The organism is Pseudomonas sp. B3(2017) (genome assembly GCF_002113595.1).
GTDB lineage: Bacteria > Pseudomonadota > Gammaproteobacteria > Pseudomonadales > Pseudomonadaceae > Aquipseudomonas > Aquipseudomonas ekonensis.
This window is the reverse complement of sequence record NZ_NEIU01000002.1, coordinates 78,397-102,943: the sequence shown is the minus strand read 5'-3', so window position 1 is coordinate 102,943 and position 24,547 is coordinate 78,397. Positions and strand designations below refer to the sequence as shown.

20 protein-coding genes are annotated in these 24,547 nt (G+C 66.0%); 12 read left to right on the top strand and 8 right to left on the bottom strand.

The features are described from left to right. The first annotated feature begins 153 nt into the window (after window positions 1-153). The 10 genes from bioF to CAG33_RS03030 all read left to right on the top strand — a co-directional run bounded on the left by bioF (window position 154) and on the right by CAG33_RS03030 (window position 13,813). Complete coding sequence (gene bioF / locus CAG33_RS03075) at window positions 154-1,332, top strand: 8-amino-7-oxononanoate synthase (protein ID WP_085586340.1); 1,179 nt, start codon at window positions 154-156, stop codon at window positions 1,330-1,332. Further along, on the top strand, window positions 1,325-2,056 hold the full coding sequence (locus CAG33_RS03070; protein ID WP_085586338.1) for an alpha/beta fold hydrolase: 732 nt from the start codon (window positions 1,325-1,327) through the stop codon (window positions 2,054-2,056). Before bioF ends, CAG33_RS03070 begins: the two co-directional genes overlap by 8 nt. Continuing rightward, window positions 2,049-2,858, top strand: a complete 810-nt coding sequence (gene bioC, locus CAG33_RS03065; protein WP_085636873.1) for a malonyl-ACP O-methyltransferase BioC — start codon at window positions 2,049-2,051, stop codon at window positions 2,856-2,858. The genes CAG33_RS03070 and bioC overlap by 8 nt, the downstream gene beginning before the upstream one ends. Then, entirely contained in the window at window positions 2,855-3,535 is a 681-nt protein-coding gene (bioD, locus tag CAG33_RS03060; protein ID WP_085586334.1) for a dethiobiotin synthase, read from the top strand. Before bioC ends, bioD begins: the two co-directional genes overlap by 4 nt. A 122-nt stretch (window positions 3,536-3,657) precedes the next feature. Then, window positions 3,658-3,954: a pyrroloquinoline quinone biosynthesis protein PqqE gene (locus CAG33_RS03055; RefSeq protein WP_085586332.1), complete on the top strand. Its 297-nt coding sequence runs from the start codon at window positions 3,658-3,660 to the stop codon at window positions 3,952-3,954. A gap of 277 nt (window positions 3,955-4,231) precedes the next feature. Then, a complete protein-coding gene (locus CAG33_RS03050; RefSeq protein ID WP_085586330.1) occupies window positions 4,232-6,037 on the top strand; it encodes a phenylacyl-CoA dehydrogenase in 1,806 nt (601 codons plus the stop codon). Between the two features lie 263 nt (window positions 6,038-6,300). Further along, window positions 6,301-8,415, top strand: a complete 2,115-nt coding sequence (locus CAG33_RS03045; RefSeq protein ID WP_085636870.1) for a cytochrome-c peroxidase — start codon at window positions 6,301-6,303, stop codon at window positions 8,413-8,415. A gap of 209 nt (window positions 8,416-8,624) precedes the next feature. After that, window positions 8,625-9,914, top strand: coding sequence for a GGDEF domain-containing protein (locus CAG33_RS03040; RefSeq protein ID WP_085629952.1), 1,290 nt, complete (start codon window positions 8,625-8,627; stop codon window positions 9,912-9,914). Window positions 9,915-10,005: 91 nt separating this feature from the next. After that, complete coding sequence (locus tag CAG33_RS03035) at window positions 10,006-11,802, top strand: acyl-CoA dehydrogenase C-terminal domain-containing protein (protein WP_085636866.1); 1,797 nt, start codon at window positions 10,006-10,008, stop codon at window positions 11,800-11,802. A gap of 232 nt (window positions 11,803-12,034) precedes the next feature. Further along, complete coding sequence (locus tag CAG33_RS03030) at window positions 12,035-13,813, top strand: acyl-CoA dehydrogenase C-terminal domain-containing protein (protein ID WP_085636863.1); 1,779 nt, start codon at window positions 12,035-12,037, stop codon at window positions 13,811-13,813. Between the two features lie 256 nt (window positions 13,814-14,069). Here the strand turns inward: CAG33_RS03030 and CAG33_RS03025 are convergent, their stop codons facing one another. Next, a complete protein-coding gene (locus CAG33_RS03025; protein ID WP_085586319.1) occupies window positions 14,070-14,969 on the bottom strand; it encodes a LysR family transcriptional regulator in 900 nt (299 codons plus the stop codon). Between the two features lie 169 nt (window positions 14,970-15,138). Here CAG33_RS03025 and CAG33_RS03020 point away from each other — a divergent pair, with 169 nt between their 5' ends. Further along, entirely contained in the window at window positions 15,139-16,416 is a 1,278-nt protein-coding gene (locus tag CAG33_RS03020; protein WP_085636860.1) for an aspartate aminotransferase family protein, read from the top strand. A gap of 184 nt (window positions 16,417-16,600) precedes the next feature. Further along, entirely contained in the window at window positions 16,601-16,759 is a 159-nt protein-coding gene (locus CAG33_RS03015; RefSeq protein WP_065259115.1) for a YqaE/Pmp3 family membrane protein, read from the top strand. Window positions 16,760-16,807: 48 nt separating this feature from the next. Here the strand turns inward: CAG33_RS03015 and CAG33_RS03010 are convergent, their stop codons facing one another. From CAG33_RS03010 to pqqF, 7 genes are all read right to left on the bottom strand, one after another. After that, window positions 16,808-18,616 carry a S9 family peptidase gene (locus CAG33_RS03010; RefSeq protein ID WP_085586315.1) on the bottom strand — a complete coding sequence of 603 codons (1,809 nt, stop codon included), beginning with the start codon at window positions 18,614-18,616 and terminating at the stop codon, window positions 16,808-16,810. Continuing rightward, on the bottom strand, window positions 18,582-19,754 hold the full coding sequence (pqqE, locus tag CAG33_RS03005; protein ID WP_085586313.1) for a pyrroloquinoline quinone biosynthesis protein PqqE: 1,173 nt from the start codon (window positions 19,752-19,754) through the stop codon (window positions 18,582-18,584). The genes CAG33_RS03010 and pqqE overlap by 35 nt, the downstream gene beginning before the upstream one ends. Then, the gene (gene pqqD, locus CAG33_RS03000) at window positions 19,726-20,001 is read right to left on the bottom strand and encodes a pyrroloquinoline quinone biosynthesis peptide chaperone PqqD (protein ID WP_085586311.1); all 276 of its coding nucleotides are present in this window, start codon (window positions 19,999-20,001) and stop codon (window positions 19,726-19,728) included. The genes pqqE and pqqD overlap by 29 nt, the downstream gene beginning before the upstream one ends. Then, window positions 19,998-20,750, bottom strand: a complete 753-nt coding sequence (pqqC, locus tag CAG33_RS02995; RefSeq protein ID WP_085586309.1) for a pyrroloquinoline-quinone synthase PqqC — start codon at window positions 20,748-20,750, stop codon at window positions 19,998-20,000. Before pqqC ends, pqqD begins: the two co-directional genes overlap by 4 nt. Before the next feature lie 134 nt (window positions 20,751-20,884). Next, window positions 20,885-21,796 (bottom strand): pyrroloquinoline quinone biosynthesis protein PqqB, encoded by a 912-nt coding sequence (gene pqqB / locus CAG33_RS02990; RefSeq protein ID WP_085586306.1) that lies wholly within the window; start codon window positions 21,794-21,796, stop codon window positions 20,885-20,887. An 84-nt stretch (window positions 21,797-21,880) separates the two neighbouring features. Continuing rightward, window positions 21,881-21,955 carry a pyrroloquinoline quinone precursor peptide PqqA gene (gene pqqA, locus CAG33_RS02985; protein WP_003422658.1) on the bottom strand — a complete coding sequence of 25 codons (75 nt, stop codon included), beginning with the start codon at window positions 21,953-21,955 and terminating at the stop codon, window positions 21,881-21,883. Window positions 21,956-22,119: 164 nt separating this feature from the next. Beyond that, entirely contained in the window at window positions 22,120-24,546 is a 2,427-nt protein-coding gene (gene pqqF, locus CAG33_RS02980; RefSeq protein WP_085636857.1) for a pyrroloquinoline quinone biosynthesis protein PqqF, read from the bottom strand. Between the last annotated feature and the right edge of the window lies 1 nt (window position 24,547).

The following is a 24,547-nucleotide window of genomic DNA, read 5'->3' as shown; positions in this document are numbered from 1 at the left end:
GTTCGCGCGCATTCCCCTGAAGGAATGCACAAGACCTGCGGGAGCGGACTTGCCCGCGAGAGCGGAGCGTCAGGCAGCCTCAATGCCGGACGCGCCGCTATCGCGGGCAGCCCCGCCGCAGGGGATCCGAGTCAATTGAAAGCCGAGGCCTGCATGTCTTTCGATCTCGCCGCACGCCTTGCCGCCCGCCGTGCCGAAAACCTCTATCGTCAGCGCCCCCTGCTCGAAAGCCCGCAAGGGCCGCAAGTGGTGGTCGACGGCCAGCCGTTGCTGGCGTTCTGCAGCAACGACTACCTGGGCCTGGCCAATCATCCGCAGGTGATCGAAGCCTGGCGCGCCGGCGCCGAACGCTGGGGCGTGGGCGGCGGTGCTTCGCATCTGGTGATCGGCCACAGCGGCCCGCACCATGCCCTCGAGGAAGCCTTGGCCGAATTCACCGGCCGGCCGAGGGCATTGCTGTTCACCACCGGTTACATGGCCAACTTGGGCGCAGTGACGGCGCTGCTCGGCCAGGGTGACACGGTGCTGGAGGATCGCCTCAACCACGCCTCGCTGCTGGATGCCGGGCTGCTGTCCGGCGCACGGTTCAGCCGCTACCTGCACAACGACGCCGAGAGCCTGGCCAAGCGTCTGGAGAAGGCCACCGGCAACACGCTGGTGGTCACCGACGGCGTGTTCAGCATGGACGGCGACCTGGCCGACCTGCCCGCGCTGGCCCGTGAAGCGAAGGCCAAAGGCGCGTGGCTGATGGTCGACGACGCCCACGGCTTCGGCCCGCTGGGCGCCAACGGCGGCGGGATCGTCGAGCATTTCGGCTTGAGCCCGGACGACGTGCCGGTGCTGGTCGGCACCCTGGGCAAGGCGTTCGGCACCGCCGGCGCGTTCGTCGCCGGCAGCGAAGAGCTGATCGAGAGCCTGATCCAGTTCGCCCGCCCGTACATCTACACCACCAGCCAGCCGCCGGCGCTGGCCTGCGCGACCCTGAAAAGCCTGGAGCTGCTGCGGAGCGAACATTGGCGGCGCGAGCATCTGCAGACGCTGATCCGCCGCTTCCGCCAGGGCGCCGAGCAGATCGGCCTGGAACTGATGGACAGCTTCACGCCGATCCAGCCGATCCTGATCGGCGACGCCGGGCGCGCGGTGCGCCTCTCGCAGATGCTGCGCGAACGCGGGTTGATGGTCACGGCGATCCGTCCGCCGACCGTGCCGGCCGGCAGCGCGAGGCTGCGGGTGACGCTCACCGCCGCCCACAGCGAAGCTCAGGTGCAGCAATTGTTGGACGGTCTGGCCGATTGCTGTGCCCGACTGGCCTTGGAGCCGAACCATGCGTGACCGACTGATCCTGTTGCCCGGCTGGGGGCTGGGCGCATCGCCGCTGGAGCCGCTGGCCGCCAAGCTGCGCGGGCTCGACGAACACCTGAAGGTCGAGATCGAGCCGTTGCCGGCGCTGGACTCCGGCGACCCGCAAGACTGGCTGGATGAACTCGACCGACGCCTTCCCCAGGACGCCTGGCTCGGCGGCTGGTCGCTGGGCGGCATGCTCGCCAGCGAGCTGGCGGCGCGGCGCGGCGAACATTGCTGCGGCTTGCTGACCTTGGCGAGCAACCCGTCCTTTGTCGTGCGCGAGCAATGGCCGAGCGCGATGGCGCAGGACACCTTTGAGGCGTTTCTGGCCGGGTGCCGCGCCGATCCGCAGGCGACCCTCAAGCGTTTCTCGCTGTTGTGCGCCCAGGGCGCGCAAGACCCGCGCGGCGTGTCGCGGCAGTTGCTCGGCGGTGCGCCGGAGCCATCGCCGGCCGCGCTGACGGCCGGGCTGCAGGTGCTGGCCGGGCTCGACACGCGCGCTGCCTTGCAGGCCTTTCACGGGCCGCAACTGCACCTGTTCGCCGGTCTCGACGGGTTGGTGCCGGCCGAGGCGGCAGGCGAACTGTTCGCGTTGATCGCGGATGTCGAGGTCGGTCTGGTCGAGCAGGCCAGCCATGCATTCCCGCTGGAGAACCCCGAGGGGGTGGCGGGCGCGATCCAGGCTTTTCTACATGAGTGCGGTGATGACTGAATGGTCCAGCGCTGCACCCGGCGGCTTGCCAGACAAGCGCCAGGTGGCGGCTTCCTTTTCCCGGGCGGCGGGCAGCTACGACAGCGTCGCCGAGTTGCAGCGCGATGTCGGCAACCAGTTGATGCAGCGCTTGCCTGAGGGCTTCGTGCCGTCCCGCTGGCTTGACCTGGGCTGCGGCACCGGGCATTTCACCCGTGCCCTGGCCGCACGTTTCGACGCCGGCCAGGGGCTGGCCCTGGACATCGCCGAAGGCATGCTCAATCACGCCCGTCCTTTGGGCGGTGCCGACTACTTCGTGGCGGGCGATGCCGAGCGTCTGCCCCTGCGGGATTCGACCTGCGACCTGGTGTACTCCAGCCTGGCGGTGCAGTGGTGCGCCGACTTCGGGGCGGTGCTGGCCGAGGCGTCGCGGGTGCTGAAACCGGGCGGAATCTTCGCGTTTGCTAGTCTTTGCACAGGGACGCTGTACGAACTGCGCGACAGTTGGCGTCAGGTCGATGGCCTGGTGCATGTCAACCGGTTCCGCGAGTTCGAGCGGTACGGGCAATTGTGCGCGGCCAGCGGCTTGCGCACGGTCAGCCTGGAAAACCGGCCCCATGTGCTGCACTACCCGGACGTGCGCAGCCTGACCCATGAACTCAAGGCCTTGGGCGCGCACAACCTCAACCCCGGCCGGCCCGGCGGGCTGACCGGGCGGGCTCGGATTCTCGGGTTGGTCGAGGCGTACGAACGGTTTCGGCAGGCACAGGGACTGCCGGCGACTTATCAAGTGGTCTATGCCGTGTTGGAGAAACCCTTATGAGCGCAGCCTATTTCATCACCGGAACCGACACCGACGTCGGCAAGACCACCGTGGCCGCCGGCTTGCTGCATGCCGCGCGGTCGGCAGGGCTGAGCACCGCGGCAGGCAAACCGGTGGCCTCCGGTTGCGTGGTGACGCCCAAGGGCCTGCGCAATTCGGATGCGTTGGCGTTGCAGGCCGAGTGTTCGTTGCCGCTGTCGTATCAGCAGGTCAACCCGGTCGCTTTCGAGCCGGCCATCGCACCGCATCTGGCGGCGCGGGAAGCGGGCGTCGCGTTGACCGTGCAGTCGCTGCTGGCGCCGATGCGCGAGATCCTGGCGCTGAACGCCGATTTCACCCTGATCGAAGGCGCGGGCGGCTGGCGGGTGCCGTTGGCGGACCAGGACAATCTGTCGGATCTGGCGATCGCCTTGCAGTTGCCGGTGATCCTGGTGGTCGGCGTGCGCCTGGGGTGCATCAGCCACGCGCTGCTGACCGCCGAAGCGATCGCACGGGACGGGCTGCAGCTGGCGGGTTGGGTGGCGAACATCATCGATCCGAAGACTTCGCGGCTGGAGGAGAACCTGGCGACGCTGGCCGAGCGGATCCCGGCGCCGTGCCTGGGCCGGGTGCCGAAGCTCAAGCCGGCCAGCGCCGAGGCGGTGGCTGGGCACCTGCACCTGGATCTGCTCGACTGAGCGGTTCGAAACGCGGCTTTTGCCTATGACAAGGCAGTGTGCCATTAGTGTTTTTGACGGGCGTTTTTCGGGCGGCTCTGGTTCAATGGTCGCCATTGATCCTTCCCAGGGACGAGAGCTCCATGGAAATTTCCGGAAATACCGCTTTCTATGCCGGGCTGAGCACCATTCAGACCGGGCAGAACCGCGTCGATCAGGCGGCCAGCCAGATCGCCGGCAACACCATCGAACGTGCCGCCACCAGCCAGTCGTCGGAGCTGCAGGTCGAGCGCTTGCGCGGCGTTGACCGCAGCCAGCAATCGGACCTGGCCAGCAACATGGTCGAGATGGCCCAAGGCAAATTCCAGGCGGAACTGGGCGTGAAGGTCGCCAAGGCTTCCGATGAAGTGCTCGGTACGCTGATCGACACCTACGCCTGATTTTTTTGTTGCCCCGCTTTGCCCGACGCCGCGACCTGTTCGCGGCGTTTTCGTTGTAAGTCCTTCTTCCTCAACTAATCTTTTTTCATCCTGCGTGCATTCGCCCGGTGCGCGGCGCACGGCTGCGTCCGGCGTTCGCCGATCACCATGACAAACGGCCAGAGATCGACGCTTGACAAGATTTCGGCGTAAACGTATGTTTCAAACAACTGTTTGACCGTCACAACAAATCTACGCGGTCGTTCATTCCCGGTTACATCAGCAGAGGTTTATCGCTATGCCTGACTACAAGGCCCCCTTGCGTGATATTCGCTTCGTACGTGACGAACTGCTCGGCTACGAGGCGCACTATCAGAGCCTTCCGGCCTGCGCCGAAGCAACGCCGGACATGGTTGACGCCATTCTCGAAGAGGGCGCCAAGTTCTGTGAGCAGGTGCTGGCACCGCTGAACCGCGTGGGTGACACCGAAGGCTGCACCTGGAGCGAGTCCGGCGTGAAAACCCCGACCGGCTTCAAAGAGGCCTACAAGCAATTCGTCGAAGGCGGCTGGCCGAGCCTGGCCCACGACGTCGAGCACGGCGGCCAGGGCCTGCCGGAATCGCTGGGCCTGGCGGTCAGCGAAATGGTCGGCGAAGCCAACTGGTCGTGGGGCATGTACCCGGGCCTGTCGCACGGCGCGATGAACACCATCTCCGAGCACGGCACCCCCGAGCAGCAAGAGGCCTACCTGACCAAACTGGTCTCCGGCGAGTGGACCGGCACCATGTGCCTGACCGAGCCGCACTGCGGCACTGACCTCGGCATGCTGCGCACCAAGGCCGAACCTCAGGCCGACGGTTCCTACAAAGTCACCGGCACCAAGATCTTCATCTCGGCCGGTGAACACGACATGGCCGACAACATCGTCCACATCGTGCTGGCCCGCCTGCCGGACGCTCCGGCCGGCACCAAAGGCATTTCCCTGTTCATCGTGCCGAAGTTCCTGCCGAACGCCGACGGCACCGTCGGTGCCCGCAACGCTGTGGCCTGCGGTTCGATCGAACACAAGATGGGCATCCACGGCAACGCCACCTGCGTGATGAACTTCGACGGCGCCACCGGTTTCCTGATCGGCCCGGCGAACAAAGGCCTCAACTGCATGTTCACCTTCATGAACACCGCACGTCTGGGCACCGCGCTGCAAGGCCTGGCCCACGCCGAGATCGGCTTCCAGGGCGGCCTGAAGTACGCTCGCGACCGTCTGCAGATGCGTTCCCTGACCGGCCCGAAAGCGCCGGACAAGGCCGCTGACCCGATCATCGTGCACCCTGACGTGCGCCGCATGCTGCTGACCATGAAGGCATTCGCCGAAGGCAACCGCGCGATGGTGTACTTCACCGCCAAGCAGGTCGACATCGTCAAGTACGGCGTGGACGAAGAAGAGAAGAAGAAGGCCGACGCACTGCTGGCCTTCATGACCCCGATCGCCAAGGCGTTCATGACCGAAGTCGGCTTCGAGTCCGCCAACCACGGCGTGCAGATCTACGGCGGCCACGGCTTCATCGCCGAGTGGGGCATGGAGCAGAACGTTCGCGACAGCCGCATTTCGATGCTGTACGAAGGCACCACCGGCATCCAGGCCCTGGACCTGCTGGGCCGCAAAGTGCTGATGACCCAAGGCGAGGCCCTCAAAGGCTTCACCAAGATCGTCCACAAGTTCTGCCAGGCCAACGAAGGCAACGAAGCGGTCAAAGAGTTCGTCGGCCCGCTGGCCGCACTGAACAAAGAGTGGGGCGAACTGACCATGAAGGTCGGCATGGCCGCCATGAAAGACCGCGAAGAAGTCGGCGCGGCGTCGGTGGACTACCTGATGTACTCCGGTTACGCCTGCCTGGCCTACTTCTGGGCCGACATGGCACGCCTGGCCGCCGAGAAACTGGCCGCCGGCACCACCGACGAGGCGTTCTACACCGCCAAGCTGCAGACCGCGCGCTTCTACTTCCAGCGCCTGCTGCCGCGTACCCGCACCCACGTGGCGGCCATGCTGTCGGGCGCGAACAACCTGATGGACATGAAAGAAGAAGACTTCGCCCTGGGCTACTGAGCCTCGGCGCTGTCCGCTTGAAGACCGCTGCCCCCTGTGGGGCAGCGGTTTTTTTTGCGCTCGGTTTTCCCCGATATCGGGGCAGGTTCCCCACTGGCCGTGGTGCAGGCCGGAGCCGAAACTCTGTGTTTATTGATTCCAAATGTTTCAGAAAGGAGTGGCAAATTAATTGCACCGCGCCTGTCAACCGGCGCTGACGAGAACTGCCTGCTCATAGAAGCATCACGCCCGGCCACTTGAACACAACCGTCAGGGTGAAGCCTATGAACATCAGTCGACCCGTTCGTTTGACCTTCTGGATCCCGTTCGCGCTGTGCGCCCACGGCGCCATGGCCGCCGATCCGGCGGAAGTGGATCCGCCGGTTCCGGAAGTCCCCAGCCTGCAATCCCTGCGCGGCATGCTGCCGCCGGATCCTTCGGGCACCGAGGGCGGACGCAAGGTCGACCTGATGACCGACTACGTGCTCAACCGCCAGGCGGCGATCCTGCTGGGCAAGGCGCTGTTCTGGGACATGGAGATCGGCAGCGACGGCGCCACCGCCTGCGCTTCGTGCCATTACCACGCGGGCGTCGACCACCGCATCACCAACCAGCTCAACCCCGGCCAGGCGCACACCGACCCCAACGTCGCGTCGATCTTCAACAAGCCGTTCGTGGCCTCCAACATTCCGGGGGACGTGGCGTCCTACGCCACCCTGTCCGGCGGCAAGGGCGGCCCGAACTACACGCTGAAGAAAACCGACTTTCCGACCCATGTGCTGAGCAATCCCCTGGAGCGCAATTCGCCCATCGTGTATTCGACCGATGACGTGGTCGGCTCCCAGGGCGTGTTCGACGCCAACTTCGTCAAGCCCAACCAGGCGCGGTTCGACAAGTGCACCCAGCAGCCGGACGGCATCTTCCAGATCGGCGGCGTCAACGTGCGCCGCAGCACCGGGCGCAACGCGCCGTCGGTGATCAACGCGGCCTTCAACGTGCGCAACTTCTGGGACGGCCGGGCCAACAACGTGTTCAACGGCTTCTCGCCGTTCGGCAACCGCGACCCGGACGCGGGCATCTACGTCACCGCCGGCAGCAGCGGCGTGGCGCAGAAAGTGAGGCTGGCGCTCAACGACGCGTCCGCCGCCTCCCAGGCCGTGGGCCCGCCCGGCAGTGCGGTGGAGATGTCCTGCGGCGGCCGCACCTTCGCCGACATCGGCCGGCGCATGCTCGACACGCTGATGCTCAAGCAGCAGCGGATCTCGTCCACCGACTCGGTGCTGGCGCCGGTGTCCGGCGCGCGCCGTCCGACCTACCGCGAGCTGATCAAGAACGCCTTCCAGCCGCGCCTGTGGAACGCCACGCAGAACGTGTTGGTGGGTGGTGCGCCGTATACGCAGATGGAGGCCAACTTTCCGCTGTTCTTCGGGTTGGCGATCCAGATGTACGAAGCCACGCTGGTGTCCGATCAGGCGCCGATCGACGCCTACCTGCAAGGCGACATGACGGCGATGAACGCCCAGCAGGTCGAAGGCATGAACCTGTTCCTCGGCAAGGGCAAATGCGTCAACTGCCACGGCGGCCCCGAGTTGACCAACGCCGCCAGCCGCCTGCTGATGCACCCGCGTGAACGCATCGAGCGGATGGTGATGGCGGACAACCTGACCACCCTCTACGACAACGGCTTCTACAACACCGGCGTGCGGCCGACGGCGGAAGACCTGGCCTTGGGCGGATCGGACGCGTGGGGCAATCCTTGGTCGTTCACCCGCCAGTACAACACCGTGCTGCAGGGCGGGCAGATTCCCGACCCGCTTAATGTCGATGTGTGCACCTTCGAGGCGCCGCTCAGCGCCGCGATCCCGTGCGACGCCACGCTCAAGCCGAACGTCGGTTTCCGCGATTCGGTCGACGGCGCCTTCAAGACGCCGACCCTGCGCAACATCGCGCTCACCGGGCCGTACTTCCATAACGGCAGCCGCGCGACGCTCAAGCAAGTGATGGAGTTCTACAACCGCGGCGGCGATCGGCGCGGCGAGGACGCCAACAACACCAGCGGCTTCGAGCACCCGGCGGTGAACCAGCACAACACCTCCAACCTCGATCCGGACATGACCGCGCTGAACCTGACGCCGGACGAGGTCGACGCGCTGGTGAAATTCATGGAAGTGGCCCTGACCGACCCGCGCGTCGCCTGGGAGCGGGCGCCGTTCGATCATCCGTCGCTGGTGCTCCCGCAGGGCCACGTCGGTGACGTGAACGCCGTGACCCAGCGGCCCGCCAGTCCGAAGGTGACGACCCGCCAGGCGGCGGACGCGACGATCAGCCTCAAGCCCTACGGCGCCGAAGGCCGGCGGCCGGAAGAAGGGCCGTTGCTGCCGTTCTACAACGATCTGTGAGGGAGATTGGCCAGCATGGCCACCAGGAATGGTGGCCATGCTGGCCCGCACGTCCGGCCGTTGTAAAAAACCTGAGTCCTGCGCTCAGAAATCGAGGGTTTCGGCCGTTAAAGAGACTGGCTGTGATGTGGATCACATTGTGTGTGCCCATCAGTCCACATTGCAGGCACAATGATATCTCTTTGCTATGACGGGTCGGAGCTTTACCCTTGCCGCGTTCTTCTGCTGTACGTTTCAGTCATTTCCTACCTTCACTGCTGTTGTTGCTCGCGGGGTTGGCGGCTGCGTACGTCAAAGACCTCAACGTGTTCTTCACTTCGCTGTTCAACGTGCTGCCGACCCTGGTGCTGTTGCTGGGCGGTTCGTACTGTGCGGTCTACCGTCGCCAGCGCGAACTGTTCCTGATGGTCACCGTGTACATCGCCTACTTTTTGCTCGACACCCAGACCGACTATTACCGCGACAACGGCCGGGTGCGCGAGGACGCGGCGGTGGTGTTCCATCTGGTCTGCCTGCTGCTGCCGCTGCTGTTCGGCCTGTTCGCCGCCTGGCAGGAGCGCACTCACCTGTTCCAGGACATGGTGGCGCGGTTCGCCGTGCTGCTTGCCTTCGGCAGCGTGGCGTTGGGCCTGGAGCAGAGTTATCCCCAGGCGCTGCTGATGTGGCTGTCGGAAATCCGCTGGCCGGCGCTGCACGGCGCATGGATGAGCCTGATCCAGCTGTCGTACCCGGTGTTCCTGTCGGCCTTCCTGCTGCTGGCCTGGCAGTACTGGCGCAACCCGCGTCCGCTGCACGCCGCGCAGCTGGTGGGGTTGCTGGGCGTGTTCTGGATGTTGCCCAAGACCTTCATCCTGCCGTTCACCCTGAACATCATGTGCAGCCAGGTGATGCTGATGATCGCCGCCGCCGTTGCGCACGAGGCGTACCAGATGGCGTTCCGCGACGAGCTGACCGGCCTGCCCGGGCGCCGTGCGCTGAACGAGCGGATGCAGCGCCTGGGCCGCAACTATGTGCTGGCGATGACCGACGTCGACCACTTCAAGAAATTCAACGACACCCATGGCCACGACGTGGGCGACCAGGTGCTGCGGCTGGTGGCCAGCAAACTGTCGAAAGTCACCGGCGGCGGCCGGGCCTACCGGTACGGCGGCGAGGAGTTCGCCGTGGTGTTCGCCGGCAAGACCCTGGAGGAATGCCTGCCGCACCTGGAGCTCATCCGCGAGGCGATCGCCTCCTACAACATCCAGTTGCGCAACCAGGAGAACCGCCCCCAGGACGACCACCAGGGGCGTCAGCGCCGCGGCGGTTCCGGGGCGTCCAGCGTGTCGGTCACGATCAGCATCGGGGCGGCCGAACGCCTGGAGCAGCGTACGCCGGAAGAGGTGCTCAAATCCGCCGACCAGGCGCTCTACAGCGCCAAGGGCGCTGGGCGCAACTGCGTGATGGCGTTCGGGCAGACCCGCCGCGGCGCGGTGCGCACGGAGAATGCTGCGGGCTGACTGATGACGGCGCATTCAGCGCCTGTACATTGATTGTGGGGGCAGGGCGGCCGGCGGTAGGTTGAGGGCAAACCGCTGAAGGAGAAGCACCATGCCCGAGTACAAGGCCCCCTTGCGCGACATGCGCTTTCTGATCGACCACGTCTTCGGTTTCCATGCCCACTACGCGGCCCTCGGCGCCCACGACGCCAGCCCGGACATGGTGCATGCGATCCTCGAAGAGGGTGCGAAATTCTGTGAGAACGTGCTGGCGCCGCTCAACCGCAGTGGCGACGAAGAAGGCTGCCGTTTCGACAACGGAACGGTGACGACGCCCACAGGGTTCAAGCAAGCGTTCGCGCAGTACGTCGAAGGCGGCTGGCACGGGCTGGCGGCGGATCCGGCCTACGGCGGCCAGGGCCTGCCGAGCTCGCTGGGGCTGGCGGTCAGCGAGATGGTCGCCTCCAGCAACACCTCCTGGGGCATGTACCCGGGCCTGACCCACGGCGCCATGTCGGCGATCCACGCCCACGGCAACGACGCACAGAAACAGACCTACCTGAACCCGCTCACCGCCGGCCGCTGGACCGGCACCATGTGCTTGACCGAAGCCCACTGCGGCACGGATCTGGGCCTGATCAAGACCCGCGCCGTGCCCCAGGCCGACGGCAGTTACGCGGTCACCGGCAGCAAGATCTTCATCTCCGCCGGCGAGCACGACATGAGCGCCAACATCATCCATCTGGTGCTGGCCAAGCTGCCGGACGCGCCGGCCGGCACCAAGGGCATTTCGCTGTTCATCGTGCCCAAGTTCCTGCCTGATGCGGCGGGGGAGGCGGGCGAGCGCAACGGTGTGACCTGCGGCTCCATCGAACACAAGATGGGCATCAAGGGGTCGGCCACCTGCGTGATGAACTTCGACGGGGCCAAAGGCTTTCTGATCGGCGAGCCGAACAAGGGCCTGAACTGCATGTTCACCATGATGAACCACGCGCGGCTCGGCACCGGCATGCAAGGCCTGTGTCTGGGAGAGGCGAGCTTCCAGGGCGCGGTCCGCTACGCCAACGACCGCTTGCAGATGCGCTCGCTGACCGGCGCCAAGGCACCGGACAGGCCGGCCGACCCGATCATCGTCCACCCGGACGTGCGGCGGATGCTGCTGACCATGAAAGCCTTCAACGAAGGCAACCGCGCCTTGACCTACTTCACCGCGCAGATGCTCGACATCGCCCACCTGAGCCGGGACGAGGCCGCCCGCCGCGAGGCAGAGGATCTGTTGGCGTTCCTCACGCCGATCTGCAAGGCGTTCATGACCGAGACCGGGCTGGAGGTGACCAACCACGGCATGCAGGTGTTCGGCGGCCACGGCTTCATCCGCGAATGGGGCATGGAGCAACTGGTGCGGGACTGCCGGATCGCGCCGATCTACGAAGGCACCAACGGCATCCAGGCGCTGGACCTGCTCGGGCGCAAGGTGCTCGGCAGCCAGGGCAAGCTGCTGCGCGGATTCACCCGGATCGTGCACAAGTTCTGTCAAGCGCACGCCGGCCATGCGCAGTTGGGCGGGTTCGTTGCGCAGCTCGATCAGCTCAACCGACAGTGGGGCGAATTGACTCTGCTGGTCGGCGGCGCGGCGATGAAGAACCCGGACGAGGTGGGTGCCGCGTCGGTGGACTATCTGATGTACAGCGGCTACATCGTCCTGGCTTACCTGTGGCTGCGCATGGCCCAGGTGGCCCAGGCGCAACTGGAGGCGGGCGAGGGCGACGGCGATTTCTGCCGGGGCAAGCTGGCCACCTGCGAGTTCTATTTCAAGCGCCTGCTGCCGCGCACCGCCGCTCATCGGGCCGCGGTCGAGGCGGGCAGCGATTGCCTGATGAAGCTGCCGGCGGAGCTGTTCTCGCTCTGACATCTCCTGTGGTTTGCTCCCGCTCGAGTGCGCAGCGCTGACTTTGGGTCGGCTGCGCTGTCGGCGGGAGCAAGCGCCCTCGCCACAAGGCCTTCACGTGCGGAATGCGGTGACCAAAAATTACATAATGGTCATCTGTTGACCCTATGTGTCGCAAAAGTTGTTGATGTACACTCCGGCTCAACGAAACCACCACTCCACGAATCACCTGTTTAGATCTGCGAGGTTTGCCATGGCTGACTACAAAGCGCCGCTGCGCGATATGCGCTTCGTCCTCAATGAAGTGTTCGAGGTCGCCAAGCTCTGGGCCGAACTGCCGGCGTTGGCCGAGACCGTCGACGCCGAGACCGTCGAAGCGATTCTCGAAGAGGCCGGCAAGGTCACCAGCAAAAGCATCGCGCCCCTGAGCCGGGCCGCCGACGAAGAAGGCTGCCGTTGGGCCGACGGTGCCGTCACCACGCCGGCCGGTTTCCCGCAGGCTTATCAGACCTACGCCGAAGGCGGCTGGGTCGGCGTCGGCGGCGATCCGGCCTACGGCGGCATGGGCATGCCCAAGGCCGTGTCGGCCCAGGTCGAGGAAATGGTCAACTCCGCCAGCCTCGCGTTCGGCCTGTACCCGATGCTGACCGCCGGCGCGTGCCTGTCGATCAACGCCCATGCCAGCGAAGAGCTGAAGGCCGCGTACCTGCCGAACATGTACGCCGGGGTCTGGGCCGGTTCCATGTGCCTGACCGAGCCGCACGCCGGCACGGACCTGGGCATCATCCGCACCAAGGCCGAGCCTCAGGCCGACGGCACCTACAAGGTCAGCGGCACCAAGATCTTCATCACCGGCGGCGAGCACGACCTGACCGAGAACATCATCCACCTGGTGCTGGCCAAGCTGCCGGACGCGCCGGCGGGCCCGAAAGGCATCTCGCTGTTCCTGGTGCCGAAGTTCCTGGTCAACGCCGACGGCAGCCTGGGCGCCCGCAACCCGGCCAACTGCGGCTCGATCGAGCACAAGATGGGCATCCAGGCCTCCGCCACCTGCGTGATGAACTTCGACGAAGCCGAAGGCTATCTGGTCGGCGAGCCGAACAAGGGCCTGGCCGCGATGTTCACCATGATGAACTACGAGCGTCTGGGCGTGGGCATCCAGGGCCTGGCCACCGGCGAGCGCTCCTACCAGAACGCCCTCGAATACGCCCGTGACCGCCTGCAGAGCCGTGCGCCGACCGGCGCGCAGAACAAGGACAAGGTCGCCGACCCGATCATCGTCCACCCGGACGTGCGCCGCATGCTGTTGACCATGAAGGCCTCGAACGAAGGCGGCCGTGCGTTCTCCACCTATGTGGCGATGCAACTGGACACCGCCAAGTTCAGCGAAGACGCCGCGACCCGCAAGCGCGCGGAAGACCTGGTGGCGCTGCTGACCCCGGTGGCCAAGGCGTTCCTCACCGACCTGGGCCTTGAGACCACCGTCCACGGCCAGCAGGTCTTCGGCGGCCATGGCTACATCCGCGAGTGGGGCCAGGAGCAACTGGTGCGTGACGTGCGCATCACCCAGATCTACGAAGGCACCAACGGCATCCAGGCGCTGGATCTGGTGGGGCGCAAGATCGTCGGCAGCGGCGGTGCGTTCTACAAGCTGTTCGCCGATGAGATGCGCCACTTCACCGCGACCGCCGACGCCGGTCTCGCCGAGTTCACCCAGCCGCTGAATGCGGCGGTCGATGTCCTCGACGAACTGACCGCCTGGCTGCTGGACCGCGCGAAGACCAACCCGAACGAAATCGGCGCGGCTTCGGTCGAGTACCTGCAAGCGTTCGGCTACGCCGCCTACGCCTACATGTGGGCACTGATGGCCAAGGCCGCGCTGAGCAAAGAGGCGCAGGACGATTTCTACGCGAGCAAGCTCGGCACCGCCCGGTTCTACTTCGCCCGCCTGCTGCCGCGGATCCACTCGCTGAGCGCATCGGTGAAGGCCGGCAGCGAGTCGCTGTACCTGCTGGACGCGGCGCAGTTCTGAGTCAGCCACGTCATGTAAGCTTTCGCTTACATGACGTGCCGCTTTTCTCCCCTATGCGCAGATTGGATCCAGAGCTAATCTTCTTTCCATGGACGTCGCGCAGGAAGCGCAAAGCAACAACACGGACACGTAGGATTCTGCCAGGGTGGCGGAGTGAAATGGATGTCAGGGAAACAGTCTGCAAAGCCCCGCTTCGGCGGGGTTTTCTTATGCCCGCAGAAAAGTTTCCACCCCTCGCCTCAAGGCCTTTCGCGGACTACAGCGGATCGGCCTCACGCTGCATCACCTCTTCCAGCAAGGTTCGCAGCAAGCTCATCGAAGCCTGCTGGCGTTGCACGTCGCGACACACCAGCCCCACCGTCAGCGGCACCCGCGGTTCGCTGAGCGGCTTCCATAGCAGGCCCTGATCGTCGTACTCCTGCTGCGAACGGCCGGGCAGCACCGTCGCCAGCCGCGTGTGGTGCAGGCTGTCGAGAATCCCCACCATGTTGTTCAGTTCCGCCTGCACGTGCGGGCGTCGCCCGAGCCGGGTCAGTTGCGCCTGCCAGATCTGGCGGATCTGGAACTCTTCCCCCAGCAGCAACATCGGCAGTTCGGCGGCCTGGCTCATCGAGACTTTCTTGAATTCCCGCAACGGGTGATCCGCCGGGATGACCAGCGTGAGTTCATCTTCGTACAGCTTCACGCCATGCAACCCGGGCTGGCGCGGCGGCAAGTAGCTGATGCCGATGTCCAGCGAGCCGTTGAGCAGGCGCCGTTCGATCTCCAGCCCCGTCAGCTCATAGATCTGCACCACCAGATGGGGCTGGGCCTTGCGCACCCGTTCGAGCATCTGCGGCACCAGGCTGGTGTGCACGGTCTGCAGCACGCCGATGGCCAGGGTGCGCAGAGCCTGGCCCTTGAAGTTGCCCAGGGCTTCCCGGGCCCGCTGCAGGCCGTCGAGCAACGGCAGGGCGTGGTTGTACAGGGTGTGGGCGGCGAGGGTGGGCAGCAGGCGTTTGCTGCTGCGCTCGAACAGGGTGACGTCGAGGTGCTGTTCAAGCTGGCGGATCTGCTGGGACAGGGCCGGCTGGGAGATCGACAGCCGCTCGGCCGCCCGCCCGACATGACCTTCCTCGTAGACCGCGACGAAATAGCGCAGTTGTTTGAAATCCATAAGCGTTACTTATCGAAAATGCTGGTAAATCGAAATGGCCCGACGCCGGGAACCGGCCTAGTCTAACCGCATTCACAGGGCTTGCAGGGCCGGAAAGGGCAATGACCAGCGTTTGTTTCAACCGAGTTTGCATAGGCAGTTCAAAAAACCTCAAACGAGGTTTTTTCCAATGACGCTGTTCGGATTGCGGCGTCCGGCGCCGAGCCTCGATGACCTGGCTTTCGAAGCCGGGCAAACCGATGCCGGCGACGTCGTGGAGCGCCTGATGTCCGGCGTCGAGCGCCCGCAGCAGGTATTCGTGCGCGGCCAAGGCTCGTGGCTGTGGGACAGCAACGACCGCGCGTACCTGGACTTTTCTCAGGCCGGCGGCGCCAACAGCCTCGGCCACAGCCCTTCGGCCCTGGTCAAGGCCATCGCCGGCCAGGCCCAGGCCTTGATCAACCCCGGCTTCAACCTGCTCAACCGCGGCATGCTCAGCCTCGCCGAGCGCCTGTGCGCCGGCACCGCCAGCGATCAGGCCTACCTGCTCAACAGCGGCAGCGAAGCCTGCGAGGCGGCGATCAAGCTGGCGCGCAAATGGGGGCAGCGGCACCGCGGCGGCGCCTCGCGGATCATCGTGGCCCGCCAGGGTTGCCACGGCCGCAGCCTGGCGACGATCTCGGCCTCGGACAGCGCCAACCTGACCAACCGTTTCGCGCCGCTGCTGCCGGGTTTCGACCAAGTGCCGTTCAACGACCTGCCGGCCTTGCATGCGGCGGTGGACGCGCAGACCGTGGCGATCATGCTTGAGCCGATCCAGAGCGATGCCGGGGTGATCCCGGCCAGCGAGCATTACCTCAAGGGCGTCGAGCGCCTGTGCCGCGAACTGGGCATCCTGCTGATCCTCGATGAGGTGCAGACCGGCATCGGCCGCTGCGGCACGTTGCTCGCGGAGCAAACCTTCGGCGTGCGCGCCGACATCGTCGTGCTCGGCAAGGGGCTCGGCGGCGGTGTGCCGCTGGCGGCCCTGCTGGCGCGGGGCACCGCGTGCTGTTTCGACGCCGGCGAGCTGGGCGGCACCCATCACGGCAATGCGCTGATGACCGCCGCCGGCCTGGTGGTGCTCGACAGCGTGCAGGACCGCGCCTTTCTTCAGCATGTGAACGACAACGGCCAGCATCTGCGAGAAGGCCTGGCCCGGTTGGCCCATCGATACGGGCACGGCGAATTGCGCGGTCAGGGCCTGTTCTGGGGGCTGAGCCTGTCGGACGACTCGGCGGATGCTGTGGTCAAAGCCGCGCTGCATGAAGGCCTGCTGCTCAACGCGCCGCAACCGGACTGCCTGCGCTTCACCCCGGCGTTGACGGTCAGCCAGGCCAACATCGACGAGATGCTGGTGCGCCTGGCCCGGGCCTTCTCCCGGGTGCGCACCGCGCAGGTGCAATGCCGCAAAGGGATTGCCGTCTGAGCTGACGTTTCCCACCCGAATTCAAGAACCGTCTCGCGGTATAACGCACGCCTCACGCCTGATTCTTTTCGCGTGGGGCGTTTTTTTGTGCCGTGAGCGGCGATTGCACTGAACCCCTGACCCGGCGTGCAGGTCGATTGGCTTGTACGGCTTGAGCCGACCCCATCCCGAACAGGAGCTGCCCATGGACTTCATCCGCATCATCATCGCCATCATCCTGCCGCCGCTGGGGGTGTTCCTTCAGGTCGGATTCGGCGGCGCGTTCTGGCTGAACATTCTGCTGACGTTGTGCGGGTACATTCCGGGGATCGTGCATGCGGTGTACATCATCGCCAAGCGTTGAGCGCTACGGCGTCTGACTGACCCCATCGCGAGCCTGCCCGCGATGGGGTCAGTCCATCGAATCCATCACCCGCCGATAGAACGCCCACTCTTGCTCCAGCGCATGGGCCTGGTTCGCGGCGCGGCGGAAGCCGTGGCGCTCATCGGCGTAATAGTGCGCCTCGACCGGAATGCCGTTGCGCTCAAGCGCCGCCACCATGTCGCGGGTCTGCTGCGGCACCACGACCGCATCCAGTTCGCCCTGAAAGAAAATCACCGGCACACCGATGTTGCCCGCATGCAGCAGGGGCGTGCGGGCGGCATAGCGTTCGGCGTCCCGCTGCGGATCGCCGATCAGCCAGTCCAGGTAATCGCCCTCGAACTTGTGGGTCGCCCGGCCCAGCGCCAGCGGATCGCTGACTCCGTACAGGCTGGCGCCGGCGCGGAACACCCGGTGGAACGCCAGGGCGCACAAGGTGGTGTAGCCGCCGGCGCTGCCGCCTCGGATAAAGGCGCGTTCGCCGTCGATCATGCCGCGTCCGGACAGATGCGCCACCACCGCGCAGGCGTCCTCGACGTCCACCTCGCCCCAGTTCAGGTGCAGGGCCTGCCGATATTCACGGCCGTAACCGCTGCTGCCCCGGTAGTTGAGGTCGGCGACGGCGAAGCCGCGTTGCGCCCAGTACTGGATGCGCGGATCGAGGATCGGGTAGCAGGCTGACGTCGGGCCGCCGTGGATGAACACCACCAACGGCGGCCGTGCGTCGCCGTTGGTGGCCGGATAGAAGAAACCGTGGGCCTCCCCGCCGCCGCTGGGGTAGCGCAGGGTCTGCGGTCGGCTGATGCGTTCGGCGGGCAGCGGCGCAGCGCCGCCGGCCAGTACCGTTACCTCGTGCGAGGTCCGGTCGATGGCGATGACCGCCGACGGGCTCACGGGGGAGGCGGCGATGGCGTAGATGAAACGCTCATCCAGCGCGAGATGACGGAAGCGGCTGTAAGCGCCGGTGAAGTCTTCGCCGGCGAGTGCCAAACGACCGAAGCCGCCTTCGCTCCAACTGGCCAGAAACGTCTCGCCCTGCGGCAGCCACGTGCAGCCGCCCATCTGCCAGGGCGCCGGGGCGTGGTCGGCCTCGGCGCTGGCCAATGGCTGCAGGCCGTCTGCGGACTCGACCCATGGCTGCCAATGCCCGCCACGGTCGGTCAGGCACCCCAGCCGTCCGTCAGCATCGAAGCGCGGTTGCTGGACCGACTCTTCTGGCCCGTCCCCGGCGATGCATCGTGCCGCGCCAACTCCCTGCGCCGTGCGTTCGGCCACCATCAACCGGGTCGACGTCCAAGGCTGATGCGGCCGGCTCCATTCGATCCAGGCCAGACGCCGGCCGTCGGGGCTCACGACCGGAGCGGCGTAGAAGTCCGCGCCTTCGGCCAGCACCTTTCGGTGGCCGTCAGCCAGACCGACGGACACCAAGCGGTGCCGGTCGCGCTGTTCTTCGACCGCCAGCACCTGGCCACCGTAGAAACCCAGGTCGCCATAGCGGCACTCGCCGGAGGTCAGCGCCTCGGGCGCCCCTTCCGGCGTTTGGCGGTAAAGCTGCTGATCCGCCTCGTTGACGAACACCACCCCGTCATCCGTCAGGCAGAACGCCCCGCCGCCGTATTCGTACACGCGGCTGCGCACGCTGAACCCGGGCGGGGTCAGGCATCGGGCCTGCCCGTCCCGCCAGTGCCAGATCCGGCATGCGGCGTCTTGGGGACGGTATTCGTTCCAGAACAGGCCAAGGGCGCCCAGTTGCAGTTCGGCGAAATCCACCCCGGCGGTGACGGCGGCGGTGGCGCTGAACGGTTCAGCCCTTGGCGATGAGGCGCGAGTTTCGTTCATTGCGAAAGGCCAGTTGATCGATGGTCTGGGTGGCGTGCTCGGCCTCTTCGCGGGCGGCCAGGATCACGCCGTGGTGTTCGGACTTGCTGCACACCGGGTCGGCGTTGCTCGCATCGCCGGTGAGCATGAAGGCCTGGCAGCGGCAGCCGCCGAAGTCCTGTTCCTTCTCGTCGCAGGAGCGGCACGGCTCGGGCATCCAGTCGTAGCCGCGAAAGCGGTTGAAGCCGAACGAGTCGTACCAGATGTGCTGCATGCTGTGGTCGCGCACGTTGGGGAACTGCACCGGCAACTGCCGGGCGCCGTGGCAGGGCAGGGCCGTGCCGTCCGGAGTGACCGTCAGGAACAGGCTGCCCCAGCCGTTCATGCAGGCCTTGGGGCGTTCTTCGTAGTAGTCCGGGGTGACGAAGATCAGCTTGCACGGATGCCCTTCGGCCTCCAGTTTGGCGCGGTACTCGTTGGTGATGCGCTCGGCGCGCACCAGTTGCTCGCGGGTCGGCAGCAGGCCGACGCGGTTGAGCTGCGCCCAACCGTAGAACTGGCAGGTGGCGAGCTCGACGAAATCCGCCTCCAGCGCCAGGCACAGCTCGATGATGCGGTCGATCTTGTCGATGTTGTGCCGGTGGGTGACGAAGTTGAGCACCATCGGATAGCCATGGGCCTTGACCGCCCGGGCCATCTCCAGCTTCTGGGCGAAGGCCTTCTTCGAGCCGGCCAGCAGGTTGTTCACCTGCTCGTCGCTGGCCTGGAAGCTGATCTGGATGTGGTCGAGGCCGGCTTTCTTGAAGTCACTGATCTTCTGCTCGGTGAGGCCGATGCCAGAGGTGATCAGGTTGGTGTAGAAGCCCAGCTTGCGCGCCTCGCCGATCAGTTCGGCGAGGTCCTGGCGCACCAGCGGTTCGCCCCCGGAAAAGCCCAGTTGCGCCGCGCCCATCTCCCGCGCCTCGCGGAACACCTTGAGCCACTGTTCGGTGCTCAGTTCCTGGCCCTGCTGCGCGAAGTCCAGCGGGTTGGAGCAGTACGGGCATTGCAGCGGGCAGCGGTAGGTCAGCTCGGCGAGCAGCCACAGCGGCAGGCCGACCTCGGGTTTGGGCGGCACCTGCACCGACGGTTCAGGCAAGGGTGATCCAGTGCTCTGCACGGGCGACCTCCATGAATTGCTCGATGTCGTCACCGAGCTCCAGCACGCCGGGGAACTGCAGCGCGAGGGTGTCGATGATCGCGGCGACATCCCGCTCGCCGTCGATCAGGCCGCCGATCAGCGCGGCGCTGTCGTTGAGCTTGATCATGCCCTCGGGGTACAGCAGCACGTGGCCTTTCTGCGCCGGTTCGTACTGGAAACGGTAGCCGGGGCGCCACTGCGGGATCAGGCTGCGGTCGAAGCTCATAGGGTGATTCCTTTATGCCAGACCCGTTCTCCGGTCACGCTGTGATACGGCGGGCGGTTCAGTTCGTAGGCCATGCTCATGGCGTCGAGCATGCTCCAAAGGATGTCCAGTTTGAACTGGAGAATCTCCAGCATGCGCTCCTGGCCCTCGCGGGTCTTGTAGTGCTCCAGGGTGATCGCCAGGCCGTGCTCCACGTCCCGGCGCGCCTGGCCCAGGCGGGTGCGGAAGTATTCGTAGCCGGCCGGGTCGATCCACGGGTAATGCTGGGGCCAGCTGTCGAGGCGCGACTGGTGGATCTGCGGCGCGAACAGCTCGGTCAGCGAGCTGCTGGCGGCTTCCTGCCAACTGGCGCGGCGGGCGAAGTTGACGTAGGCGTCGACCGCGAAGCGCACGCCGGGCAGCACCAGTTCCTGGGAACGCAGTTGATCCGGGTCGAGGCCGACCGCCTGGCCCAGGCGCAGCCAGGCCTCGATGCCGCCGTCTTCGCCGGGCGCGCCGTCGTGGTCGAGCAGGCGCTGGATCCACTCGCGGCGGATTTCGCGGTCCGGACAGTTGGCCAGGATCGCCGCGTCCTTCAGGGGAATGTTCACCTGATAGTAGAAGCGGTTGGCGACCCAGCCCTGGATCTGCTCACGGGTGGCCCGGCCTTCATACATCGCCACGTGGTACGGGTGATGGATGTGGTAGTAGGCGCCCTTGGCGCGCAGCGCCGCCTCGAATTCGGCGGGGGACATCGGGGTGTCGGTCATGTCGGTTCTCCGGGAACAACCGTTGGATTCTTGGGTGCCGGTCAGGACGCCTTCGCCGGTCAGCCAGCTGCCACAGGTTTTGTGTGTATCACGGAACCTTGTGGGAGCTGGCTGGCCAGCGATGATGCCATCAACTAGAGCACCAGGCTCATGCCGTCATAGGCCACTTCGACCTCACGCCGCGCCAGCTCCGCCCGCTCCGGCGAATCCTCGTCGAGGATCGGGTTGGTGTTGTTGATGTGGATGAGCACCTTGCGCTGCTTAGGCAATTGCTCCAGCACTTCGAGCATGCCGCCGGGGCCGTTCTGGGCCAGGTGGCCCATCTCGCGGCCGGTGCGGGTGCCGACGCCGCGGCGCTGCATCTCATCGTCGTCCCACAGCGTGCCGTCCACCAGCACGCAGTCGCTGCCGGCCATGATCGCCAGCAGCGGCGCATCGACCTTGCCCAGCCCCGGAGCGTAGAACAGCTTGCCGCCGGTGTTCAGGTCTTCGACGATCAGGCCGATATTGTCGCCCGGGTGCGGGTCGAAGCGGTGCGGCGAATACGGCGGCGCGGCGCTGCGCAGGGGCAGCGGGGTGAAGCGCAGGTTCGGGCAGGCGGCGATGGTGAAGCTCTGGTCGAGCTCGATGCGGTTCCAGTCCAGGCCGCCGTTCCAGTGCTTGAGCATGTTGAACAGCGGGAAACCGGTGCTCAGGTCTTCGTGGACCATGTCCGTGCACCAGACCTGATGCGGGCAACCTTCGCGCAGGCTGAGCAGGCCGGTGGTGTGGTCGATCTGGCTGTCCATCAGGATGATCGCGCCGATGCCGGTGTCGCGCAGGGCCCGGCCCGGCTGCATCGGGGCGAAGCCCTGGAGCTGGGCGCGGATGTCCGGCGAGGCGTTGCACAGCACCCAGTTCACGCCGTCATCGGAGATCGCGATGGACGATTGGGTGCGGGCCCGGGCGTTCAGGCTGCCGTCGCGAAAGCCGGCGCAGTTGACGCAGTTGCAGTTCCACTGCGGAAAACCGCCGCCGGCGGCCGAACCCAGAATCTGGACAAACATGAGCGCTCCATCATTTCAACGCGGATAACAAAACGCCCCGGCGGGCCGAGGCGTTGCACTGCTGTGTTCTGCCTGGGGCAGGACTCAGCGGCTGGCGAAGTACATGGTGACTTCGAAGCCGATGCGCAGGTCGGTGTAGGCCGGTTTGGTCCAGGACATAAGGTGACTCCTCAATGGTTTCGGGTGGTTGAGACAGCGCTATCCATAGGTATAGTCCACGGCAGCGCGATGACGTTCAAAATAGTTAGGCGGCTATGTTACTCAAAATTTCAGAGGCTTTGCCCGTGAATCTGCGAGAAAGCTCATTGCAGCTCAGGTAATGATCATTTTGCCGTTCGCCACGGCGCACCCGGCGAAGGGCTGTCGGCCAGGCAGCGCCAGCCGCCTTCGGCGCTGATCAGGCGCTGCGCTGCGGCGGTCAGGGCCACACGGTTCGTCTCGCCGATGGCGCAGGCCAACTGCGCCAGATAATCCGACGGATGGCCGGCCAGCCTGGCCTGCCACAGCAGTTCGGCGGCGTCCTTCAGGGCGAGGCCGTTGACGTCGAACTGATCGGCCAGCGCCTGGCGCTGTTGCCGGAACGCTTGATCGTCAAGGCTTTCGGTAAGCGCCGCAAGCGCGTCCATGAACTGCCGGATGTGTTCGAGCAACCCGGCAGGCGCAACGCTCGGCGACTGCACGCCGAACAGCAGCCCGGTCTGGCCGTGCACCGAGCGGATCCCGCTGAACACCGCATAACCCAATTGCAGCTCGACCCGCAGGCGTTGGTAGAACGGCGTCTGGCCAATGTGGGCCAGCAGGCGCCAGGCTGCTTCGTCGTCGAGTCCGTGGCGGGCGGCCGGGCAGAACAGCAGCAGCGCATGCTCGCGGGACGCGGTATCGATGTGAGTCCAGAGCCGTTCGCCGTTGATCGCCGGCTGCGGCGGCAATTGATTGTCCGCGGTGCCCGGAATGCGGCTCAGGGCCAGGCCCATGGCCGACTGGGTCCTGGCGTTGAGGCCGAGGGCCAGACCGTCCCAGCGCGCCGTTGTCCACAGGTGCGCGGCGTCGTCAGCGCTGCCGACGGATTCCAGGCCTTGCTCCGGCAACGCCTTGAGCAACTGGCGGATCGGCATCAATGGCCTCTCCGGTTCGGCCGGCGGGGCATCGCCGTCCGTTTGCGTCAGCGTTTGCAGCGCAGATTCGAGGACCGCCGGCATCGGCTCCTGCAGGCCGGTGAGTTTCAGCAGCCATTGATTCCCCGTTGTCGCGAAGGTCAGCTCGACCCCGGCCTGACGCGCGTCCTCGCCCACGTCTTGCAGAGCCCGTTGCAGCCTCGCCGGCAGCCCTTCGGCCGGGGCCGATGCGAGCACCGAGCGCACAAACACCGCGCCTTCTTCGCCGGTATCCGGCAAGGCCTGGCTGAACTGCATCGCCGAGCGTTCCCGGCGGCTGCGCGAGCGATCCTGGGCAAAGGTGCGCAGGCCGCGGTGGGCGCTGGTCTGGCCGCGGATCAGATTGGCGTTGGCCAGCGGCGGCGCTTCACGCAAGAACGGATTGGCGGCGGGCAGATGCCAACGGTCGCTGAAGTTATCCACAACGCCGAGCTGGCGCAGGAGTTGTCCGAGCGCAGCGGCGCCGGCATCGGACAGGCTGCTTTCCGATTGCTCGCTGTCCGCCTGCGCCGATTGCAGCGCGCCGCTGACCTGTTGCCGGCGTTGCAGCAGCGTCGCGTATTCCTGGCGCAATGCCGGCCAGTCCCGCTGCGCGGCAAAGAAGCTCAACCAGTCGTGCAGCGTTTCGACGAGGGCTTCGGCACCCGTGGCGGGAGTGCTGAACTGCACATGCAGCAAGGCTTGCCCGCCGAAGCGGTACAGCGGCTCGGCCTTCAGGGCTTGCGCCAATCCCTGATGGCGCAGGTGGGCGAGCAGCCCGCCGGGTTTGGCGCTGTTCAGCCAATGGCAGAGGAACGCCATCGCTTCGGCGGATCCGTCCGGCAGATCCTCAAGAGCGAACAACTGGTGAAGCACTCCTTCACCGACCTGTTGATAACTTTTCGCCGAGCCAGCCACCAAGGGTACGGGAGGCGTTTGCGCAACCTTATCCCCAACCGGCAGCGCCGCGTCGAACTGCCGGGCCAGGGCCTGCAATGCGTCGAGGCTCTGGGGGCCGACCAGGCTCAGGGTCATCTGGCCGGTGCGATAGAACCGCTGATGGAAGGCCTTCAACGCCTGCTGAAATTCCGCCTGTGGCACCGGCAGGCTGTCCCGATTGCCGGCATGGAAGCCGCGCAGCGGATGGTCGGCCGCCAGACCTGCATACAGCGCCTGTTGCTGCTGGGCTGCCGCATCCTGCGACCAGGCGACGAATTCCGCGTGCAGCACTTCCCGTTCGCGCAACTGATCGTCCGGATTCATGCGGGGATGGGCGAGCATGTCCGACAGACGCTCAAGCCCATCGCTGAAGGACGCGGTCGGTAGCTCAATGAAAAAGTCCGTGGTGCGTTCGCGGGTGCTGGCGTTCACCTGGCCGCCGTGGCGCTGCACGTAGGCCATCAGCCCTTGCTGCGCGGGAAAGCGCTCGGTGCCGAGAAACAGCAGATGCTCCAGGAAATGCGCCATGCCCGGCCATGCCAACGGCACGTCATGGCTGCCGGCGGCCACCCGCAGCACGGCGGCGCTGCGCGTCATGCCGGGCACGTGGCGCAGGGTCACGCGCAAGCCGCTGGCCAGGGTTTCGGTGTGGGGGCGGGAATGAGTCGGCGCAGGCATG